Origin of the sequence: Pseudomonas sp. BIGb0176 (assembly GCF_024810175.1) — a bacterium.
Lineage (GTDB): Bacteria > Pseudomonadota > Gammaproteobacteria > Pseudomonadales > Pseudomonadaceae > Aquipseudomonas > Aquipseudomonas protegens.
In genome coordinates, this window is record NZ_JANUEC010000001.1 from 1,756,744 (window position 1) to 1,776,212 (window position 19,469).

General features: G+C 60.6%; 13 protein-coding genes. 2 read left to right on the plus strand and 11 right to left on the minus strand.

Annotation, left to right across the window (positions count from 1 at the left end; genetic code table 11):
• Positions 1 to 501: 501 nt before the first annotated feature.
• The 7 genes from M2395_RS07370 to M2395_RS07400 form a co-directional block, all read right to left on the minus strand.
• Complete coding sequence (locus M2395_RS07370; protein WP_123430885.1) at positions 502 to 1,905, minus strand: amino acid permease; 1,404 nt, start codon at positions 1,903 to 1,905, stop codon at positions 502 to 504.
• 208 nt (positions 1,906 to 2,113) lie between these two features.
• The gene (locus tag M2395_RS07375) at positions 2,114 to 4,369 is read right to left on the minus strand and encodes an ATP-binding protein (protein ID WP_123430886.1); all 2,256 of its coding nucleotides are present in this window, start codon (positions 4,367 to 4,369) and stop codon (positions 2,114 to 2,116) included.
• Complete coding sequence (locus tag M2395_RS07380; protein ID WP_123430887.1) at positions 4,366 to 5,175, minus strand: ABC transporter substrate-binding protein; 810 nt, start codon at positions 5,173 to 5,175, stop codon at positions 4,366 to 4,368. The genes M2395_RS07375 and M2395_RS07380 overlap by 4 nt, the downstream gene beginning before the upstream one ends.
• Position 5,176: 1 nt before the next feature.
• Positions 5,177 to 5,893: a response regulator gene (locus M2395_RS07385; protein ID WP_123430888.1), complete on the minus strand. Its 717-nt coding sequence runs from the start codon at positions 5,891 to 5,893 to the stop codon at positions 5,177 to 5,179.
• Positions 5,894 to 5,976: 83 nt separating this feature from the next.
• On the minus strand, positions 5,977 to 6,615 hold the full coding sequence (locus M2395_RS07390) for a TetR family transcriptional regulator C-terminal domain-containing protein (protein ID WP_123430889.1): 639 nt from the start codon (positions 6,613 to 6,615) through the stop codon (positions 5,977 to 5,979).
• A gap of 281 nt (positions 6,616 to 6,896) precedes the next feature.
• Positions 6,897 to 7,691, minus strand: a complete 795-nt coding sequence (locus tag M2395_RS07395) for a class II aldolase/adducin family protein (RefSeq protein WP_065363890.1) — start codon at positions 7,689 to 7,691, stop codon at positions 6,897 to 6,899.
• Positions 7,692 to 7,790: 99 nt separating this feature from the next.
• The gene (locus tag M2395_RS07400; protein WP_123430890.1) at positions 7,791 to 8,852 is read right to left on the minus strand and encodes an ABC transporter substrate-binding protein; all 1,062 of its coding nucleotides are present in this window, start codon (positions 8,850 to 8,852) and stop codon (positions 7,791 to 7,793) included.
• 216 nt (positions 8,853 to 9,068) lie between these two features.
• On the opposite strand from M2395_RS07400, the gene M2395_RS07405 reads away from it, so the two are divergent.
• A complete protein-coding gene (locus M2395_RS07405) occupies positions 9,069 to 11,021 on the plus strand; it encodes an FAD-dependent oxidoreductase (RefSeq protein WP_123430891.1) in 1,953 nt (650 codons plus the stop codon).
• 73 nt (positions 11,022 to 11,094) lie between these two features.
• On the plus strand, positions 11,095 to 11,727 hold the full coding sequence (locus M2395_RS07410; protein WP_123393902.1) for a cupin domain-containing protein: 633 nt from the start codon (positions 11,095 to 11,097) through the stop codon (positions 11,725 to 11,727).
• Between the two features lie 174 nt (positions 11,728 to 11,901).
• Here the strand turns inward: M2395_RS07410 and M2395_RS07415 are convergent, their stop codons facing one another.
• The 4 genes from M2395_RS07415 to M2395_RS07430 all read right to left on the minus strand — a co-directional run bounded on the left by M2395_RS07415 (position 11,902) and on the right by M2395_RS07430 (position 19,174).
• A complete protein-coding gene (locus tag M2395_RS07415; protein ID WP_233447076.1) occupies positions 11,902 to 12,846 on the minus strand; it encodes a hypothetical protein in 945 nt (314 codons plus the stop codon).
• A gap of 363 nt (positions 12,847 to 13,209) precedes the next feature.
• Positions 13,210 to 14,586 (minus strand): hypothetical protein, encoded by a 1,377-nt coding sequence (locus tag M2395_RS07420; protein ID WP_148071260.1) that lies wholly within the window; start codon positions 14,584 to 14,586, stop codon positions 13,210 to 13,212.
• A gap of 263 nt (positions 14,587 to 14,849) precedes the next feature.
• Positions 14,850 to 16,775 (minus strand): UvrD-helicase domain-containing protein, encoded by a 1,926-nt coding sequence (locus tag M2395_RS07425; protein ID WP_123430893.1) that lies wholly within the window; start codon positions 16,773 to 16,775, stop codon positions 14,850 to 14,852.
• Positions 16,772 to 19,174: an ATP-dependent endonuclease gene (locus tag M2395_RS07430; RefSeq protein WP_123430894.1), complete on the minus strand. Its 2,403-nt coding sequence runs from the start codon at positions 19,172 to 19,174 to the stop codon at positions 16,772 to 16,774. The genes M2395_RS07425 and M2395_RS07430 overlap by 4 nt, the downstream gene beginning before the upstream one ends.
• Between the last annotated feature and the right edge of the window lie 295 nt (positions 19,175 to 19,469).

The window sequence follows — 19,469 nt, forward strand, 5'->3', positions numbered from 1 at the left end:
AAGGCGGCAATTGGTTGATCGAGGCCTGTCCTCATTCCGGAAAACACACATAACTCATTGTTTTAAATAAACATTAATCAGATTCAATCGTTGCTTCGGGCGCCTCTGTTACAACTTCGAACAACCGCCTACAACCTCCCGCGTGGGCTCTGTAGCCGCTGCCGAGCCTGCGAGGCTGCGCAAAGGACCGCAGGAAGTTGAGGTGGTTGGGCCCCCGTGGGCGCAGGCCCTGGCGATGCAAGGCTTGCGGGCCCCTTCGCCGCCAAGCCGGCTCCTACGGGGTGGGTCTGTAGGATGTGCCTGCTTGCTGTAGGAGCTGGCTTGCCAGCGAAGGCGTCCGACCAGGCGATGCAATGCTTGCGGGCCCCTTCGCCGGCAAGCCGGCTCCTACGGGGTGGGGCTGTGGGATGTGCCTGCTTGCTGTAGGAGCTGGCTTGCCAGCGAAGGCGTCCGCCCAGGCGATACAAGGCTTCAAGGGCCGCTTCGCCGGCAAGCCGGCTCCTACACGGCGGCTGCAGGTTGCAGTTGGCGTTTGCGCTGCATCAGGTAGTAGGCGCCGTAGCACAGGGCGATAAAGCCCGAGCCCCAGTACAGCGACGGACGCTGGGTTTCATCCAGGGCCAGGAACACGAACAGCGAACTGCACAGGACGATGCACAGCAGCGGCACCAGAGGGAACCAGGGCGCGCGGTACTTGAGCTGCTCCAGTTGCCCGCCTTCGCGCAGGAACTGGCGACGGAAGCGGTACTGGGCCAGGGCGATGACGATCCAGGTCACGGTGCCGGCCATGCCGCTCACCGCCATCAGCACCATGAACAGGGTGTCGGCGGCGATGAAGCTGGTCATCAGCGAGATCAGGGCAAAGCACAGGGTGATGGCCAAAGCGCGCAGGGGCACGCCCTGTTTGCTCAGGGGCGACAGGGCCTTGGGCGCCATGCCGGATTTGGACATGGCCCAGAGGATGCGCGTGGAGGCATACAAACCGGAGTTGCCCACCGAAAGAATCGCCGTGAGGATCACGAAGTTCATCAGGTCGGCGGCGTAGGGAATGCCCACCATGTCGAACACCTGAACGAAGGGGCTCTCCACCAGTCCGGCTTGCTGCCAGGGAATGATCGCCGCCAGCACCATCACCGCCAGGACATAGAAGATCAGTACCCGAAACACCACGTTGCGCACGGCACGCGGAATGCTTTTTTCCGGCTGGTCGGTTTCACCGGCGGCCACGCCCATGATCTCGCAGCCCTGGAAGGCGTAGACCACAGTCATCATCACCGCGAACACCGCCGGCAGGCCGTTGGGGAACAAGGAGTCGCCCTTGAGGTTGTCGAACATCGGCGCCGGGGCGCCGCTGGGCAGGTCGATGACGCCGAAGATCACCAGCGCGCCCACCACGATAAAGCTCAGGATCGCCAGCACCTTGATCCCGGCGAACCAGTATTCGGCCTCGCCAAAGGCGCGGGTGGCCAGGGCGTTGATGCCGAACAGCAAGGCCACGAACAGCGCCGACCAGTACCAGATCGGCACCCCGGGGAACCAGCGCTGCATCAGCATGCCGGCGGCGGTGAACTCCAGGCCCACGGTGGTGGCCCAGCTCATCCAGTAGACCCAGCCGATCATGAAGCCGGTGGCCGGGCCAATGTATTGGGTGGCGTGGGCCTGGAACGAGCCGGACACCGGCATCTGCACCGACAGTTCGCCGAGGCAGACCATCACCAGGTACATCAAGAAGCCGGCCACCAGGTAAGAGAGGATCGCCCCCCAGGGGCCGCCCTGGTTGATGGTGACCCCGGAGCCCATGAACAGCCCGGTGCCGATCACGCCGCCCAGGGACAGCATGAAAATGTGCCGGCTCTTCAAGGAGCGGGTCAGGTGGATGCCTTTACGTTCAGTGGTGGTTGTCATGGCGCACCTCAGCAGTCGGTGAGGCGCAGGGCGCGGGGCGAAGGGGTGTGGCGGAAGGCGGAAGCAGCTTGCAGGCAGTTCATTATTATTATCTCCAATAAGCTTCGAAGGCCGCGGCGGGCGCGGCTCAAGCGATTATTGGAAAGCCATGTAAGTTCGGGTTGAAGCAAAAGATCGAAGATGTAAAAAGTCGTAAGGATTTTGTACGTCAGGCCGCCAGCAAGCGCTGCAGCAAGGCCCGAGACTCTTGCCAGGGCCGCTGCAGCCTCGCCGCCAGGGACGCCAGAGCCGGGCGATCCGCCTGCTGCGCCGCCTCCTCCAACTCCCGCAGCACCCGGGCCAGCGCGCAAAACCCCAGGGAGTCGGCACTGCCCGCCAGCCGATGGGCCAGGTGCAGGACCTCGGTGCAGTCTTCGGCGGCCAGGGCGTCGGCCAACAGTGGTTGTTGCTGATCCAGGGCATCGGCCAGGATCTGGAGCAGGTCCTGCAACTTCTGCTCGCCCAACAGACTGCGATGAGTGTCCAGCAAGCCCTGGTCGAGCAAGCCTTGCGGGGCCTGCAACGGCGGTGACTGCAACTGCCCGGCCAGCGCCTGACGCAGGCTGGCCAACTGCAACGGCTTGCCGAGAATGCCTTGCATCCCGGCCTGCAGATAACTGCGCACCACAGACGGCTGGACGCTGGCGGTCAGGGCGAAGATCCGCACCTGCCGATTGGGCCCGGGACGGCGGCGGATGTCCCGGCACAGTTCGACTCCGCTGATGCCCGGCAAGTGCACATCCAGCAGCAACAGGTCGAAGGCTTGCTGCTGACACAAGGCCAGAGCCGACTCGCCGTCTTCAGCCAGCCACACCTGATGGCCGTCACGCTGCAGCAGGCCGCTGGCCACTTCGCGGTTGAGGGCCACGTCTTCGACCACCAGGATCTTCAAACCCTGCGCCGGCACCTGAAGCTGTGGCGACGGCAAAGGCTCTTGACCCACCCCCAGCACCAGCTCGAACCAGAAACAACTGCCCTGCCCCAGCTCGCTGTCGACGCCAATGTGTCCGTCCAGTTGCTGCAGCAGGTGCTTGCAGATGGCCAATCCCAGGCCGGTGCCGCCATAGCGCCGGGTCACCTCGTCACTGGCCTGGACGAAACGCTCGAAGATCTTCTCGCGCATCGACGCAGCAATGCCGATGCCGTTGTCGCGCACGCAGCAGCGCAGGCGCTGGCCACCGGCGGTGCTGTGCAGCACTTGCACTTCGACCCGCACCCAGCCGTCTTCGGTAAAACGAATGGCATTGGCCAGCAGGTTGCTCAGCACCTGGCGCAGGTACTGCTCGGCGCCCTGCTGACGCGGCGCCAGTTGTTCGTCGATGTGCAATTCCAGGCGGGTGTGGTTGGCCTCGGCCCGGGGCTGCAACAGGGTGGTGACTTCTTCCAGCAACTGACGCAGGGAGAAGTCCCGCACTTCCGGGCGGCTTTCGCCCTCCTCCAACCGGGCAAAGGACAGCACTTCGTTGAGGATGCTCAGCAAGCCCTCCCCGGCTTGATGCAAGGCCTGCAAACGCTGACGATCCTGCTGGTCCAGGGGCGCCTGACGCAGCAGTTCGGCCATGCCGAGGATGCCGTTCAACGGGGTGCGCAGTTCATGGCTCATGGTCGCCAGAAAGCGCGACTTGGCGAGGTTGGCGGCTTCGGCCTCGTCCTTGGCGTGCATCAGGCTGGCGGTGCGGCGCTGGACCATTTTCTGCAATTCGTCGCGCTTGTCCTGCAAGGCCAATCGGTCGGCTTCGCGGCGCTGCACATCATCGAGCACAGCCCGACGCATGTCGTCCAGGGCCCGGGCCACGGTGTCGATCTCGTCGCCGTCCGGGCGCTGGCGCTTATCCAGATGCAGGGGCTCGTGCAGCTCGCCGGCCGCCACGCGCCGGGCGAAATCGGCCATCACTTGCAGGTGCCGGGTCACCAGACGGTAGAACAGCCCGGACAAGGCCACCGCCAGCCCGCAGAGAAACACGCTCATCCACAACAGGCTGGCCAGCCCGGTGGCGTACAGGCGCCGATACACTGCCCCCAGGTCGGTGCTGACCTGCAACTCGCCGAGCTGGCGCAGCGGCCCGGACGGCGGCTGGTAGCTCAGGGGAAAACGCTCCACCCGCAACGGCCCGATCAGCTCGGCGCTGCCCTGCTGCAAGTCGAAGTCGTTGCTGATCAGGTGCACCCGGGCCACATCGGAAAAGTCCACCAGCCCCTGCAACTGCACGGTCAGCTGCTCCTGGTTGAGGTCCCACAGGTTGCGTTCCAGGCTGCCCAGGTAACCGGCGCGGATCAGCTCCATGCGGCTGTCGATGTCGCGCATTTCCCGGCGGTATTCGAAGTACAGCTGCACGCTGCTGGCGAGCACGGTGAAGCACAGGCTGAACAGCAAAATAAACAGCAGCAGGCGGCGCAACAGGCCGCCGGAACGCAGGGGGATCATGGCGCTGTCTCCCGTTGCGCCTTGAGCATGGCGCGGTAGTCGTCCTGGCTTTGCGCCAGCCAGCGCTGCACCGCGCCGCTGTCCACCTGGTGCTGCAACTGCGCGTCGATCTCGGCCATGCGCGGCGCCAGGGGCGAGTGGCGCGACACCGCCAGGCGCAGGTAGTCGACGCTCACCGCCTGGGGCAATGCGACTATGTCCTCGGCCCCCGGTAGCTGCTCGATAAACAGCTGCCCGGTGCGGCGTTCATGGGGGATGAAATCGATGCGCCGGCGGATCAGCTTGCCGAAGTTCTGCTGGCTGCTGGAGACCCATTCGATGTTGCCGTGCTGCACCACTTCGCGATCGAAATCCTGGCCGTAGCTCTCGCCGAACAGCAGGCCGCCGCGGTAGGCGGTCAGGTCCTGCAAGTGGGTAAAACTCGGCAGGTTGCGGCGGTTGACGAACAGCGCCACCTCCTCACGCAGCACCGGTACCCGGGAAAACAGCAGGTCCTGCTGGCGCTGGCCGGTGCTGTAGGCCAGCACCACATCCACCCGGCCCGCGGCGGCGTCCAGCAGGCAGCGCTTCCAGTTGCCCAGCACCACCACCTGCACCTGATAACCCAGGTCCCCCAGCACCTGACGCACCAGGGTCGGCGCCAGCCCGCGCACTTGCTGGCCGTCGCTCCAGGAAATCGGCGGGTACACCGGGTAGTCGCAATAACGCAGCACGGGCTGGGGCTGCGGCGCGGGCTCGGCCCAGGTCGCGCCGGCCAGCGGGATCAGGCACAGGCCCAGGCACAGCACCAGCGCGCGACGCAGCAATTCAGGCCGCCACGCTGGCGGTGAACAGGTAACCGGCACCGTGGATGGTGATGATCAGCTCCGGCTCGGCCGGATCGTCGTGCAGCTTGCGCCGCAAGCGGCCCACCAGCACGTCGATGGAACGGTCGCTGGGTACCCATTCACGGTTACGGATCTGGTCCATCAACTGGTCGCGGCTCAGGGTGTGGCCGCTGTTGCGCAGGAACACGCTGAGCAGTTGGTATTCGCCGTGGGTCAGCAGGGTTTCAGCGCCCCGCGGGTCGATCAGCCGGCGGCGGTCGGTGTCCAGGGCCCAGTCGGCGAACTGCTTGACCGGGCTCGGGCTGTTGACCGGGGCCTGGGGCGGGCTGGCCTGGCGCACCCGACGGATCAGGTTCTTGGCCCGGGACACCAGCTCGCGGGGGTTGAGGGGTTTGATCACGTAGTCGTCGGCGCCGCATTCCAGGCCGACGATGCGGTCGATGTCGTCGTTGCGCCCGGTGATCAGGATGATCCCCACTTCCGAACGCACACGCAGTTCCCGGGTCAGGGTCAGGCCGTCCTTGCCCGGCAGGCGGATGTCCAGCATCAACAGGTCCACCGTGTGCTGGCCGAGAAAGCTCTCCGCCTGCTCCGCGGTGGCGGCGCAGTGCACGTCGTAGCCTTCCTGAGAGAGATAAGCCTGAAGCAGCTCGCGAATCAGCGGATCGTCGTCGACGATCAATACCCGAGGAGTCATCGCCTGTGTTCCTGATTATTTTTATTAGAGAAACCACCTACAGCGCAGCAGCCTAGCCATTACTGAACAACCGATCAACAGCCCTATGTCGGCACAGCGAAACCGCGCCCGCCGCTGGCCAGCAGCCCCTCGACCCAGGCCTCGCAGATCTGCACGCCCTGCTGTGGGCTGAAGGTCCCCGGGTTGAGCCCGGATTCCAGCCACAGGCCGTCGAGCAAGGCGCTGAGGCTGATGGCCGCCAGATCGGCGTCGAAGCCTTTCCAGCCCTGAATGCCGGCCAACTGGCCCAGCAGGCCGGCCAGCTCGTTGCGGTATTCACCATAGGAATGTTCGTGGGCCAGGTTGATCGCCTCGGCGGTCTTCACCGCGCCCCAGAAGGCCAGCCAGGCATCCAGCAGCCGCGGGTCCAGCAGTTCGGCGCAGAACGAGGCGCGAAAGAACGCCGACAGCCGCTGCCGGGGATCGGGCTCGGCCTGCTCCATGGCCTCGCGCAGCAGGCTCATGACCCGCCCGGTGATGGCGCGATAGGCCTCGGCCACCAGCTCGTCCTTGCCGGAGTAGTGATGGCTGATCAGCCCCACCGAAACCCCGGCCTCGGCGGAGATCTTGCGGATCGACGCGCCCTGGAAACCGTGGAGCTTGAGGCAGGTCAGCGTCGCCTCGATCAGCTCGGCCTTGCGCAGGTCGGGTTCCAGGCGGGAAAAGCGCGCTTCCTGGCTCATGGGGCGGGTTCCTTGGACGGTGGCGGGAAGTTGAAACTGAACGACTGTACAACAGGCCTTCCGTGGCTATCCAGCGTTTGTGTGGCCGCCCTAGCCGCACCGAGTCCTGTAGCCGCTGCCGCAGGCTGCGAACGGGCTGGGCGGCATTCCGTCGCAGGGACGCAACGATCTTCAAGGCGACACAGGTTCGGCTGCAGATCGCCAGGCAAGGCCCTGCGGGCCTTTTCGCAGCCTCGCCATGGCTCGGCAGCGGCTACAGGTTGATACAAACCCACGTGTGGTCAGGCGCGGTAGTCGGGGGCGATGCGCTCCAGCAGGCGCAACAACGCTGCCCACGCCAGTTGCATGGCGTCCGGGTCGTTGAGCTCGCCTTCCTGCAGCGGCCGGCCCGGGTCGTTGAACTGGCGTTCGGTGTGGGCGCAGACCGCGTCCGGCGGTAGCACGATCTCCCCCGCCGCCTGGGCCGCCAGCTGGATCTCGCAGGCCTTCTCCAGGTAGTACATGCGCAAAAACGCCTGGCTCACGGTTTCGCCCACGGTGAGCAGGCCATGGTTGCGCAGCATCAGCACGCTCTTGTCGCCCAGGTCGGCCACCAGCCGTTGCTGCTCGCTCAGGTCCAGGGCCACGCCTTCGTAGTCGTGGTAGGCCACGCGGCCATAGAACTCCATGGAAATCTGGTTCACCGGCAGCAAGCCACATTTGAGCGCCGCCACCGCGCAACCGGCCTTGGTGTGGGTGTGCAGCACGCACTGGGCGTCTTCCCGGGCGCCATGAATCGCGCTGTGAATCACGAACCCCGCCGGGTTGACCGGGTACGGCGACGGCTCCACGGCTTCGCCATTGAGGTCGATCTTCACCAGGTTGGAGGCGGTGATTTCATCGAACATCAAGCCGTAGGGGTTGATCAGGAAGTGATGCTCGGGCCCGGGCAGGCGCACCGAGATATGGGTAAAGATCAGGTCGGTCATGCGAAAGTGCGCGATCAACCGGTAACAGGCCGCCAGCTCTTCGCGCAGGCGCTGTTCGGTGGCGCTGCGCTCGGTCAGGGCGTGGGGGCTGGGAGCGATATTGTTCATTGTTGGAGTCCTCCAGGCAGGTGGGCGGGCAAACGGGGCCGGTAAAAAGAGCCCGCAAACAATAGGACCGGACGCCCGCAGGCGTCCAGCCCGTTGCGCTTACTTGCTGGCCCAGGCGTTGAAGCGCTCTTCCAGTTCCTCGCCATGATCAACCCAGAACCCGACGTCCATCGCCAGTGCCCCCTTGAGGTTCTGTTCCGAGGTCGGCACCCACTGCGCCAGCGCCGGGTCGAGCTTGGCTGCGGCCAGGGTGTTGGTGGGGCCATAGGGGATCTGCTTGACGTAGTCGACCTGGACCTCGGGGCGGTTGGCGAAGGCGATGAAGCGCTTGGCCTGATCCACGTGTTTCGAGCCCTTGATGATCGCCCAGTAGTCCATGCCGTACAGGCTGCCGGGCCACACCACCGCCAGCGGCGCGCCGGCCTGGGCGGCCACGGCGATGCGGCCGCTGTAGGTCGAGGTCATCACCACATCACCGGCGGCCAGCCACTGCCCCGGCTGGGCCCCGGCCTCCCACCACTGGATGTAGGGCTTGAGTTCGCTGAGCTTGGCAAAGGCCCGGTCCACCCCCTCGGGCGTGGCCAGGACCTTGTACACGTCCTCGACCTTGACCCCGTCGGCCATCAGGGCGAATTCCAGGTTGTACACCGCGCGTTTGCGCAGGCCGCGCTTGCCGGGGAACTGTTTGACGTCCCAGAAATCCGCCCAGGATGTCGGGGCCTTGGCCAGCTTGTTGCGGTCGTAGGCAATGGCCACGCTCCACACCAGCACCGCCGAACCGCAGGGCTGGGCGGCATCGGGAATCAGCTGCTCGGCACGGCCCAGGGCCTTCCAGTCCAGGGGCTCGTACATGCCTTCGTCGCAGCCGCGCATCAGGTCCGGGCCTTCGATCTGCACCACGTCCCAGTCGACGTTGCCGGTGTCGACCATGACCTTGATCCGGGCCATTTCGCCGTTGTATTCGCTCTGGATCAGCTTGCTGCCATCGGCCTTGCTGAAGGGTTGGAACAACGCCACATCCTGGGCTTTTTGTCCGGCTCCGCCGTACGCCACGACCACCATGTCGGGGGCTGCCTGGGCAGTGCCCTGGCCCAGGGTCAGACCCAGGGCGAGGCTCAGGGCCAGGAAAGAACAACCGTGCTTGCGGGTGAGCGCTTTCATTCTGTGAATCCTCTTCGCGGTGCCACACCGGCAGGCGCCGGCACGGCCCTTTTTTATTGTTGTGAGGTTCGCGCCAAAAGCGGGCGCAGGTCGAAGCTACTGCAAGCATTAGTAAAAAAACAAGTTGATTTTTTACTGGCGGTAAATTTTGATAGGCCAACAATAACAACGCCAAGGCTGTGCTCCCCTGCCCTTGGCCCGCCTGGAGCCACCGCAATGACCAGCGCCTTCCCGCACCTGTTCGCACCCTTGCAGATCCGTGGCAAACGCCTGAAGAACCGCATCATGTCCAGCGGCCACGATACCTCGATGCCCACCGACAACCTGGTCAACGAACAGCTGATTGCCTACCACCGCGCCCGGGCCGAAGGCGGCGTCGGCCTGATCGTGCTGCAGGTGGCCGGGGTCCACGACAGTGCGCGCTACACCAGCCACGTGCTGATGGCCACCGACGACGCCTGCATCGACGGCTACCGGCGCCTGGCCGAAACCTGCCACGCCCACGGCACTGTGGTGCTGTCGCAGATCTTCCACCCGGGGCGGGAAATCATGGAGTCCGCCGACGGCCTGCTGGCCGTGGCCTACGCCCCTTCGGCGGTGCCCAACGAACGCTTCCGGGTCATGCCACGGGCCCTGGACCAGGACATGATCGACGAGATCATCCAGGGCTACGCCGACGCCGCCCGGCGCCTGCATCAGGCCGGGCTGGACGGCGTAGAACTGGTGGCCAGCCACGGCTACCTGCCGGCGCAGTTCATCAACCCGCGGGTCAACCGCCGCACCGACGGCTACAACGGCGAGCTGGAACAGCGCCTGCGCTTTATCCGGGAAATCCTCGACGCCATGCGCGCCAGCACCGATGCCGAGTTCATCATCGGCCTGCGGATTTCCGCCGATGAACGCGACCCCGAAGGCCTCACCGAAGACGAATCCCTGGCCGCCGTGCAATTGCTGCAAGGGCAACTGGACTACGTGCACATCGTCGCCGGCACCTCCGCCTCCCTCGGCGGCGCCGTGCACATAGTCCCCCCCATGGCGGTGGAAGCGGCTTATCTCGCCCGGGAAGCCGGCACCTTCAAGGCCGGGCTGTCGATCCCGCTGTTCGTCACCGGGCGCATCAACCAGCCCCAGGAAGCCGAGGCGATCATCGCCAAGGGCCAGGCCGACGTGTGCGGCATGACCCGCGCGCTGATCTGCGACCCGCAGATGCCCAACAAGAGCGACAGCGGCCGAGCCGAAGACGTGCGCGCCTGCATCGCCTGCAACCAGGCGTGCATCGGCCACTTCCACAAGGGCCTGCCGATCTCCTGCATCCAGCACCCGGAAACCGGCCGCGAGCTGCTCTACGGCCAGCCCAAGCCCAGCGCCCGCGGCAAACGCATTCTGGTGGTGGGCGGCGGCCCGGCCGGGATGAAAGCCGCCGCCGTCGCCGCGCAACGCGGCCACCGCGTCACCCTCTACGAAGCCAGCGCGCAACTGGGCGGCCAGATCCAACTGGCGCAACTGCTGCCCCGGCGCAGCGAATTCGGCGGCGCCAGCACCAACCTGCAACGGGAAATGCAACTGGCCGGGGTGGAAGTGGTGCGCAACACCCGGGTCGACCGCGCCCTGATCGAGCGGGAAAAACCCGACCACGTAATCATCGCCACCGGCGCCCAGCCCTACTGGCCGAACTTCGAACGCGGCGGCGACCTGCAAGTGGTGGACGCCTGGCAAGTACTGCGGGACGAAGTGCAACTGGGCCGCAGCGTAGTGGTGGCCGACTGGCGCTGCGACTGGATCGGCCCCGGCATCGCCGAGCGCCTGGTGCGCGCCGGGCACCAGGTGCAACTGGCGGTCAACGGCACCCACTGCGGCGAAAACCTGCCGCTCTACGTGCGCGACCAACTGGCCGGCGAACTGCACAAACTGGCGGTCCCGATCATTCCCTACGCCCGCCTCTACGGCTGCGACGACAGCACCGTGTACCTGCAACACACCGCCAGCGGCGAACCCATGCTGCTGGAAAACGTCGACAGCCTCGTCCTGTGCCAAGGCCACCAATCCGTGGACAACCTCGGCCAGCAACTCAAAGGCCTGGTGCCCTTCCAACGCATCGGCGACTGCCTGGCACCGCGCACCGTGGAAGAAGCCATCCACGAAGGCTTGAAAGTCGCCTGGGCGCTTTGAGGCTGCTTTATACTCCAGGCCTTTTGCAGGACGGGTGCCCGGACGCGCCCGTTCACCTGGTCCGGAGCCCGCCATGAACCCAAGCAGCAAGACGCCGCCCGCGAGCCGCCCTCCCGCACCGGAGCCCGGTACCGACAACCAGGCCCCTGGCGGCCCACAGTTTCTTGGCACCCGCATCCGCGGCCTGCGCAAACGCCGCGGCCTGACCCTAAGCGAACTGGCGCAACAGAGCGAACTTACCGCCGGCTACATCAGCCAACTGGAACGCAACCTCGCCTACCCCTCCATCCCCGCCCTGTTCAACATCGCCCGCAGCCTGGGCGTGACCATCCAATGGTTCTTCGCCAGCGAAACCCAGACTGCGCCCGAGGATCAGGGGTACGTGGTGCGCAAGAAACAGCGACTGCAGGTGAATTATGAGAACGGGATTATTGATCAGCTGTTGACCCCACAACCGACCCGGCAGTTGGAGTTTTTGCACTCACGGTTTCCGCCGGGGACGTATAGCAAGGAGAGTTACAGCCATGAGGGCGAGGAAGCTGGGTATGTGCTGTCGGGGAGCTTTGAGCTGTGGGTAGGGGAACGGTATTTTCAGTTGAGTGAGGGGGATAGCTTTAGTTTCTCCAGTCAGGAACCGCATAAGTATGGGAATCCTGGGGAGGAGGATGCGGTGGTGTTGTGGGTGATAACGCCGCCGACGTTTTGAGGTGAGCGATGCTGATCGGCAGCGTCGTGTACCGCTCTTTTGCTTGCTGATAATCAGCTGTCACGGACTGGGAAGTAGAACTGCTGCCACAACCATTCGCTTCGCTGAACCTAGGTCAGCGAAGCGTGTTGCTTGCCCATTTCATCCCACGCGCGATTAATCATGTGCTCCCAGTTACGGGTGAGCTCCATTGGTGGCGCTGCTGAGCTTCAGCCTTTCTATTGCCCTGACGCATCCATGCTCGGCGGCTTTATTGAGAAACCGCAGCTGCTCTTGCTTATGGTTCTGAGTCGACATTTGAGTCGCCATATTCATATAGAGGTTGGCGCGAAAACTTTTTTCGTCGAGCAACACGATTGGATTGCTGTCAGAGCGACTATTTCTATCGCAACTCGGCATCATCGTTGGCTGGGGGTAGTACCTGCTATACAGGGTTTCATCATTAGGCAACGCGTCGACAAGTGACCGATACCCAGGTGTTTTAACCTCATCGAAGCAATAGAAAAGCATCTGCAAACCCGCTGGAGTAAATCCGTTACTGAAACTGGACTTTAGGAGAGTGCATACTTTTTCGGCGACTTGATCGCGAGATTCAAAAGTCGACAACATTAACGCTAGACGGTACTGCGCTGCTGGGTTGCCTTCCTCAGCTGAACGCTTAAGCAAAGGCATTCCTTCTTTTACAAGTAGAAGCATTTCGTCTCTATATTGTTCCTTTTTTTGGTCGGGCACTTTTTCGTTGACTGCTAACTGCTTTCGAAAAGTGAACATATCGTTTTGTACTTCATCGATTTTTTCTAGGTAAGGCAGCGCTTTGAAGTACAGCTCTTCGCTTTCTGCGGATACTTTTAGATTGTTTTCATTCGCGCTTGCGAATATGGCTAAAAAAACAGAAACAACAGCCAAAAAAATCTTAAGGGAAGCTTTTACCACTGGGAACGTCCTTTGTATCTTCGTTGTGATTGCGATTGCGGCTGAATCGTGCATACGTTGGTAGAGAACAGAATGAGTGCTTCCAACGGCCATGCTGCCTTTCATGACTTGTCGAATACGCCGTGCCAGATAATTCGCACTAAAGATTTCAATCTCAAACGCGTACTTTTCTTCAGTGGAAACCATGGCCGACTTTTTCAACAGAATCGGCCGAAATTCGCCATCTATGAGCAACGGTTTGCGACCAAAATCAGACGTTCGGTCAAGAGCTGTATTGACCTATATTGGCTGTTTGCGACTAACCGCTGTATTTAGTGTTTAGCTAATCCCAGAGAATCCAAAGAACACGAAAAAACCCGGGAATGTAAATCGTCCATAAGAACTAATCGTTGGGGATGCCCCACCTAAGCAGGCATAAACCCATCCCGCAAGCACAGCCCACCAGTAATTGAGGTGCTTCATAAGGCGGATATGGTTTTGCCAACGCACCGCAGCGCGCTCAACCGCTCTTGGCTCTCTTCCCTTAATCGATTCACATGATCCTTCGCATCAAGCTTGGCCTCGCATATGGTTCCCAGCCAACGCTCTCACCCCAACGCCATACCAGCAACCCTGCTCACCGGGCTGTGCATTGAAACCAATCATGTACTGTTTCCACGGAGCGACATTGCAAAGCTCTGGGTTGACCTGAATTTTCTCAGCAGCGCAAGCCCCTTTGAACGGGCATTTCGACTCGGGCAAACAGCTAGTCGAGTGATGCCGTGCTTCCGTGTCGAGATGTAGCTGAGTAAAATAAAGCGAGGCTTGAAATGCTCCCAAACATTGCAGAATACTATCATCAACTTTGACGACGTCCCTCCCGCCCCAATACAAATCAATCTTACCCTCCGGTTTCTGCTGAAGCACACAATGATCCTGCATTCGCGCCACAATTGATTTAAAGGCATCTACACTGAGAGGTTCTTTCAGAAATTCTAGTTCCAAGTAAGGTCTTACCCTGCGCACATTAAGCCCCGACCAGATTAAACGCAGTACTACTGAAAAGCCTTTCGCAATCACATCGTCGCCGGGAAAGAACTGCATAAGTCGTTCGACCCTCTCGATCTTGCCTTCGACGGACTCCCTAAACTTCTTAAAAGTCAGCCTCTCGAAAACATCGAATGCATCTGATTTGACTGCCTCGCAAGCTTCGCAAAAACCGTTTGATGGCACAGGTGTCAGGAGTGCGCAAACACCAATCTTGATGCGCTCCACTGCAGAACTTTCTCTGCCGATAAGATGATCAACAACTTTCCTGTACGAAAGATAAGGATGCAGAGGCATATCCAAGTCCAACTGCAATTCAGAAGTCCCACTGTTTCGCCTCACCTCACGATCTACCTCGTACGCAACTCCTTCGGTTAGAAAGTCAAAGCCGATATTACTTACATCTACCTCGTGCTCGCAGCCAGCGCTTATCACAGTTATACTTAAACCTTTGGTCACAAATTCTTTTTTGGTATCCAATCCAACATTCCAAACTTTAGAATGGGTAGGCGAAAAGCACCAAGAGCCAGCGGTCTTCGGTAAAGACGCATCCTTGACGCTTGTGCCGCGAAGTGCCTTGATGATTGTGGCCCAGTAGTCGAACTGCTCATTCATACCTGGGGCGTCCGCTTCCGCGTGAAAATGCCCATGCTCATCGGTTTTGGTCACAAACGAAGGTAAGAGAACAAGACTTGAATAGAGCAATTCAAAACCTACATCAGTGCTTAAGTTGTGTAACGAATGAATATACTCATGGACGTGAAGAGCTATCGCGGTAGTGAAGGGTTCACCATGCTCAGGTTCAAGATCACCGTCGGTACCAATACGGGTTAGCAAAGTGTTAACTCTATAAGCCCCTTGTGTCGAAGAACTCAAAAGGTCAGAAAACGATATTTCCATAAAACCTAATACTCCCTGAAATGATATTTAGCCGACAGCTAATTTTTCGTATTCACCAGCCAGTATCGCCTTCGAGCCGGTATTGCTTTGGCTCTTTTTAAGGAATTGAGCTCGTCTATTAAAATACCCTCTCGCCTAATTATTGGCCTGTGATAAAACGAGGAAAATATGCTAAATACTAATTTTCCGGCTTTTTATATGCCTTTTTTTCCACTACGAAGAAGCTCGGCTGTTTTTTACGCAAAGCAATCGTTCGTGTCTTGTCATCCAACTAACGCTTCCTGCGAAAAGACTGCGCTTCGTGGCAAGATCCCACTCGCCACGACGTTTTCCAGGGTGGTCGCCGGATCGGAGACAAAGAACGTTAGTACCAGCCCCCGCTGGGCGCGAGTGCAGCAGACGTAAAGCAGTCGCAGCGTTCGGCTCCAAGTGTTTTCATCACCGCCCAGTGCTCGTGCACGATCTGCAGCACGAGCCTCAGCACTCGCGAAGACACGCTCGTAGTTGTACGTTCGGTAGTCGCTTTCTTCCTCATCCATCACCACCATGACGCGTTCGAACTGCGCTCCTTTCACACCGTGCTGTGTAGCATAGGGGGAGCCTTCTGAGACATAGCGCTCATAGGGCCAAAGCTCTTGTGCAGAGCACTTGAAGAACTTGGCCATTGCCGCGTCCGAGGATACTCCTTCGGCCGGAACTGCATCAGCAGCCTCGGGCTCCTGAGTAGCGTCAGCAACATCCCTGACAAATCCAAGAACACGCGCATAGCGATCGTCGAACTCGAAAAGACCCGTATCACAGAGATGGAGTGCTATGTCACCAATGGTGGTCCCTGCCTCGTCCAGCATAGCGACAAGTCTCGACATAGCAGCGTGCAGCTCTCGCAATACAGCCGCGGCACGTCGGCCGGTAAGAGCCCCTGGCGCCAGACGCGGGCTGAACTTCCGGAGCAGGCTCATCGCCGCGAACTCGTTGCCGGCCTTCACGGCGGCAACGATCGGTAGCGCAAAACTTAGGAAGGGTCGAACGGGCCAGCCGGTGCCATCCTGCATCCCCTGCTTCATGCCCTCCGATGTCTTATCGTTCAGTGCCGAGTAGATGCCACCGAAGCCGAGCCGGTTTGCGGCCATGCGGTGCACGATGACAAGAATCTTGAGCGCGATGTCTGGAGTCATCCAACCCTCGTCGTTGTTCGTCGCCGCACTCCACGCCCGGACTCTTGCCAGGGCCTCAATTCGATTCAGCGTGTTCGGCAGAACGAACATGCGGGCAGAGCCCTCCACAGGTTTGAGATCTCCATCAACCCTTTCGTGCAGCCCGCGGACTTGCTCCATGCCGTCGCCCTGCGCGCGCACGGCGTTGGCGACATCAAGGATCTGCTTGGCACAGCGAAAATTCTCTGGTTTCGTGATGGCTCGCCAATGGTCCTCAAGCGGGATGTCCCCCGCCCCTCTCATGAAGATCGCCTGCATAGGGTCGCCAAAAAAACCGAGACAGAACTTGCGCCGCATCTGGGCTTCCACTTCTTTGAAAGACTTCACCACGCTCGGGAACGTGTCCTGACTCTCGTCGATGAACACAAACGGGAAGTTCAGCGCTACGACCCGTCGGAACAGCGGGCGATTTTGCAGCAGGAAGTCGGCGAGCTGAAGGATGTCCTCGTGGCCGAGGACGCCCTTCGCGTAGTCACTGCCCACGCCGTAGTTGAAAGTCTTGACGCCGGCAATAGCATCCAGGTTTCGGACATAACGCTCTTGGTCAGCCTTATTCCTGTCGCGTGTAGTCTGCCGAACACGCGAGCTGTAGTTCTTGAACTCTTCTTCCAGCTCGGAGATCCGCCTACGGATGTCGTTCTGTAGCCAAACCTTAATGTCCGCCTGAAACGTCTTGGTAATAGACCAGTAGAAGCTGTGGATGGTCGAGACATGAACCAGCGGGTCGTCATTAACATCCGCTAAGATTTCTTTGGCGGCGAGGTCGGTATATGTGATGCAGGCGACCTTCTGCTTTTTCGCTCGCATGCTGGCGCCGTGCTCTGAGATCACCCAGTCCAGCGCCTTGATAAGGGAGGTGGTCTTGCCGGAACCTGCGCCGGCGCGGACCACGAACGGCTGCGGGGGGGTCTCGGTAATACACGCGTAGATCTCGCGGTCGGCGTCGGTGTCTGGGCTATCAATTCGTCTGCTCATATCGTCTGCCCCGCGTCTGCAATGACGGCGATAACACCGGCTGCAGTCGGCTCAATTGTCGCGACCTCGGTGGCAATAGCCGTGTCCGCCTCAATCTCGTGTGCCACTTTGGCTTCGAGCCAGGCTAAGCCCTCGGCGATGTACGTGGGGACCTTCCAGCAGTTGAGCGGCCCACTTGCGAGGACCTCCAGCGCAAAGCGAGTCTTGTCGAAGTTCTTGCCGATCACCCTTTCGTGCAACTTCTCAGCCAGTTCCTCAGGGCTGTTTGGTGCGCGCTTAAGCTTGAGTCCGACGGCCCGGTTAGCCTCAGCCTGACACCAGTCGGAGTTCTCAAGACCGAAGGCCTCCTCAAGCGTACGGCCGCAGAGCTGCGAAGTCGTGGCACCCACTGTCACCAAAACCTTGGTTTGGTAGGCCACCCGAACCTCAGCGCTGGCCCCCTCGGCAAGCGACAGCGTCTTTTGCTCCGCCGTGACTTCCCAGAGTTCGGCCACCGACCGCTTCTTAGGGATCCAGCTGATAAGGGTTTGGTTGGACGTGACAGCACCCTCCACGTGAGCATGGCAGGTGCTGCCACGCTTCTTGGACTTCTTCTTGCCGCCCGGTGCTGCTTCGTCGTCTTCGAGCTCGAAGGTCTTCAGGTCGTCGTCCTCGTTATCTCCGTCGACGTTGCCGCCAGTTCCCGCATCTTGCTCGGCGGCATCCTCGGCATCCGTCTTGACCGTTACGCTGTCCAGATCCGTGATGACCAGCGTAGTGAGTCCAACGAAAGCGATCAATTCCTGGAACCTATGCGCGAACGCGCCACCGACTTCAAGGATGGTCAGGGCTGAGGAACGCAGGCGCTTGGCCGCCAACTCGATCATGGCTGGCAAGAGCAGGCGCTCGACATTGCCCTCCACCAAGATGATCGCATCGGAAAAGAAGAGATCGCAGTGTGTCAGTTTCAGATACCGCTGCAAGAACTCGCGCGCTGGAGCGTCGGCCGCGCCCGTCTTGAACAGCGAAAGATTCCTTACCTCGGTGTTATGGTCCAACTGGTCGCTGACACGGCGGAAGTACCTGATGGGAGAAAACCCGCGCTCATAGAGGATGTGTGGGGAGTGCGTGGTGACAACGAGCTGCGTGTGGAAAAATGTCGCGTGATCGTTGGCGTCCTCAAGGAGGCGCAAAACGTTCCTGATGAAGACCTGCTGGACCTGCGCGTGCAGATGCGCCTCAGGCTCTTCAATGAAGACCAGATGCAGTGGCGCCCGTTTGTCTTCCTCGGCTTTCCACTGCTCGTGCAGGTCGAGGAGTTCAACCACCATATATACTAAGTTCTTGAACCCTAGACCGTTGTAGCTGTCGGGCAGTTGTGCAGTGACCGCACCAGGAACAACGTAGTGAATCTTGGCATCCTGCCCCAGGACGGTAGTCGGATCCAAGGCCGCCCGAATCACGATCTCGGGGTTGTTGACGCCCGGATAACCGAGTTTGGCGAGGCGCTTGAGGGTGTCGCTGAAAACTTCCTCCAGGTGGAAGTTCAGTTCTTTCTCCGAGGTATCAAGCGCTTTGAGCGCTGCATGGTCGTCGCTACGCTTCTCCAGATTGCGGTGATAGAAACGGCTCAGACGCCGCGACAAGCTCTCGGCGCGGTCGGAGCTGCCAGCATCCGGGTCATCGAGGTGCCGCTGCGCGCGCAGGAAGTCCACCCTCACCAGAGACTTGAGAATGGCCCCGCCACCCGGCTCATTGCCTAGGGGCAGCGGCTCATAATCAGCCTCCTTTGCCTGATAACCGACAAATGCGCGCTCATCGAGCACGTAATAGCGGAACGTATATTCCTTGTTCAGCTCCTTGGTGAGGTACTTCGTAAGACTTTCCGGCCAGGGCTTGTACTCGCCGGGATCCGCTATCACCGCAGCCACATTTTCCGTGCCTGCCTCCGTGGCTGCAGTGTTCCTGGTCATCAATGCGGTCGCGGCGTTGTTGGCCTTTTCATGCAGTTCATGGAACTTCCGGACGAGCGCATGGGCGTCTCGAGGCTCGAACGCCACCCGGATCCCGACGCACTTGCCATCCCACTCCGTGCTCGGAAGAAGCGACATTGCAGTGGCGAGGTCGTCTTCACCGACGCGGAACCAGAGATCCAAAAGAATGGACGGCAACTGCTTGGGCGCGTCCTCATCGCCTGGAGGCGTCCTGCCGATGGCGTCGATCTCGGCCCACAGCGCCGCGCTGAAGTCGAAGAGTTCAAACTTCTTCGCTTCGCCACGGAGCATTGAGTACAGGCCTTGTACGGCAGATGTCTTGCCGCTGTTGTTGGCGCCAACGAAGATAGAAATCTCGTCGTCAAGCTCAATGACGACGTCGCGCAGTCTGCGATAGTTCTGCAGCCGATATGCCTGTAGCTTCATGATCACCTCTTCCTAAGTGTTGCCGGAACAGCTTGGTGCTGAGCACGCAGGCCGGCTGCTTTCCTTTGAACGCTCGCGCTTTTTCCAACTTGCTGAATCTAACAACATCTATGTGCGGATGCCGAGATGGAACTTATGTAGAGCACGCCATGCTGACTCGCCACGCTAAACCTCCAGTCAGCACATTCACGCCGAAATAACGACGACCTTACCTATACATACATCAGAGGGCTGGCTGCTTGGATCGCAGTCCTTGGAATCACTGGGTCGAATGCAAGTGACTGATCCGCAGCTA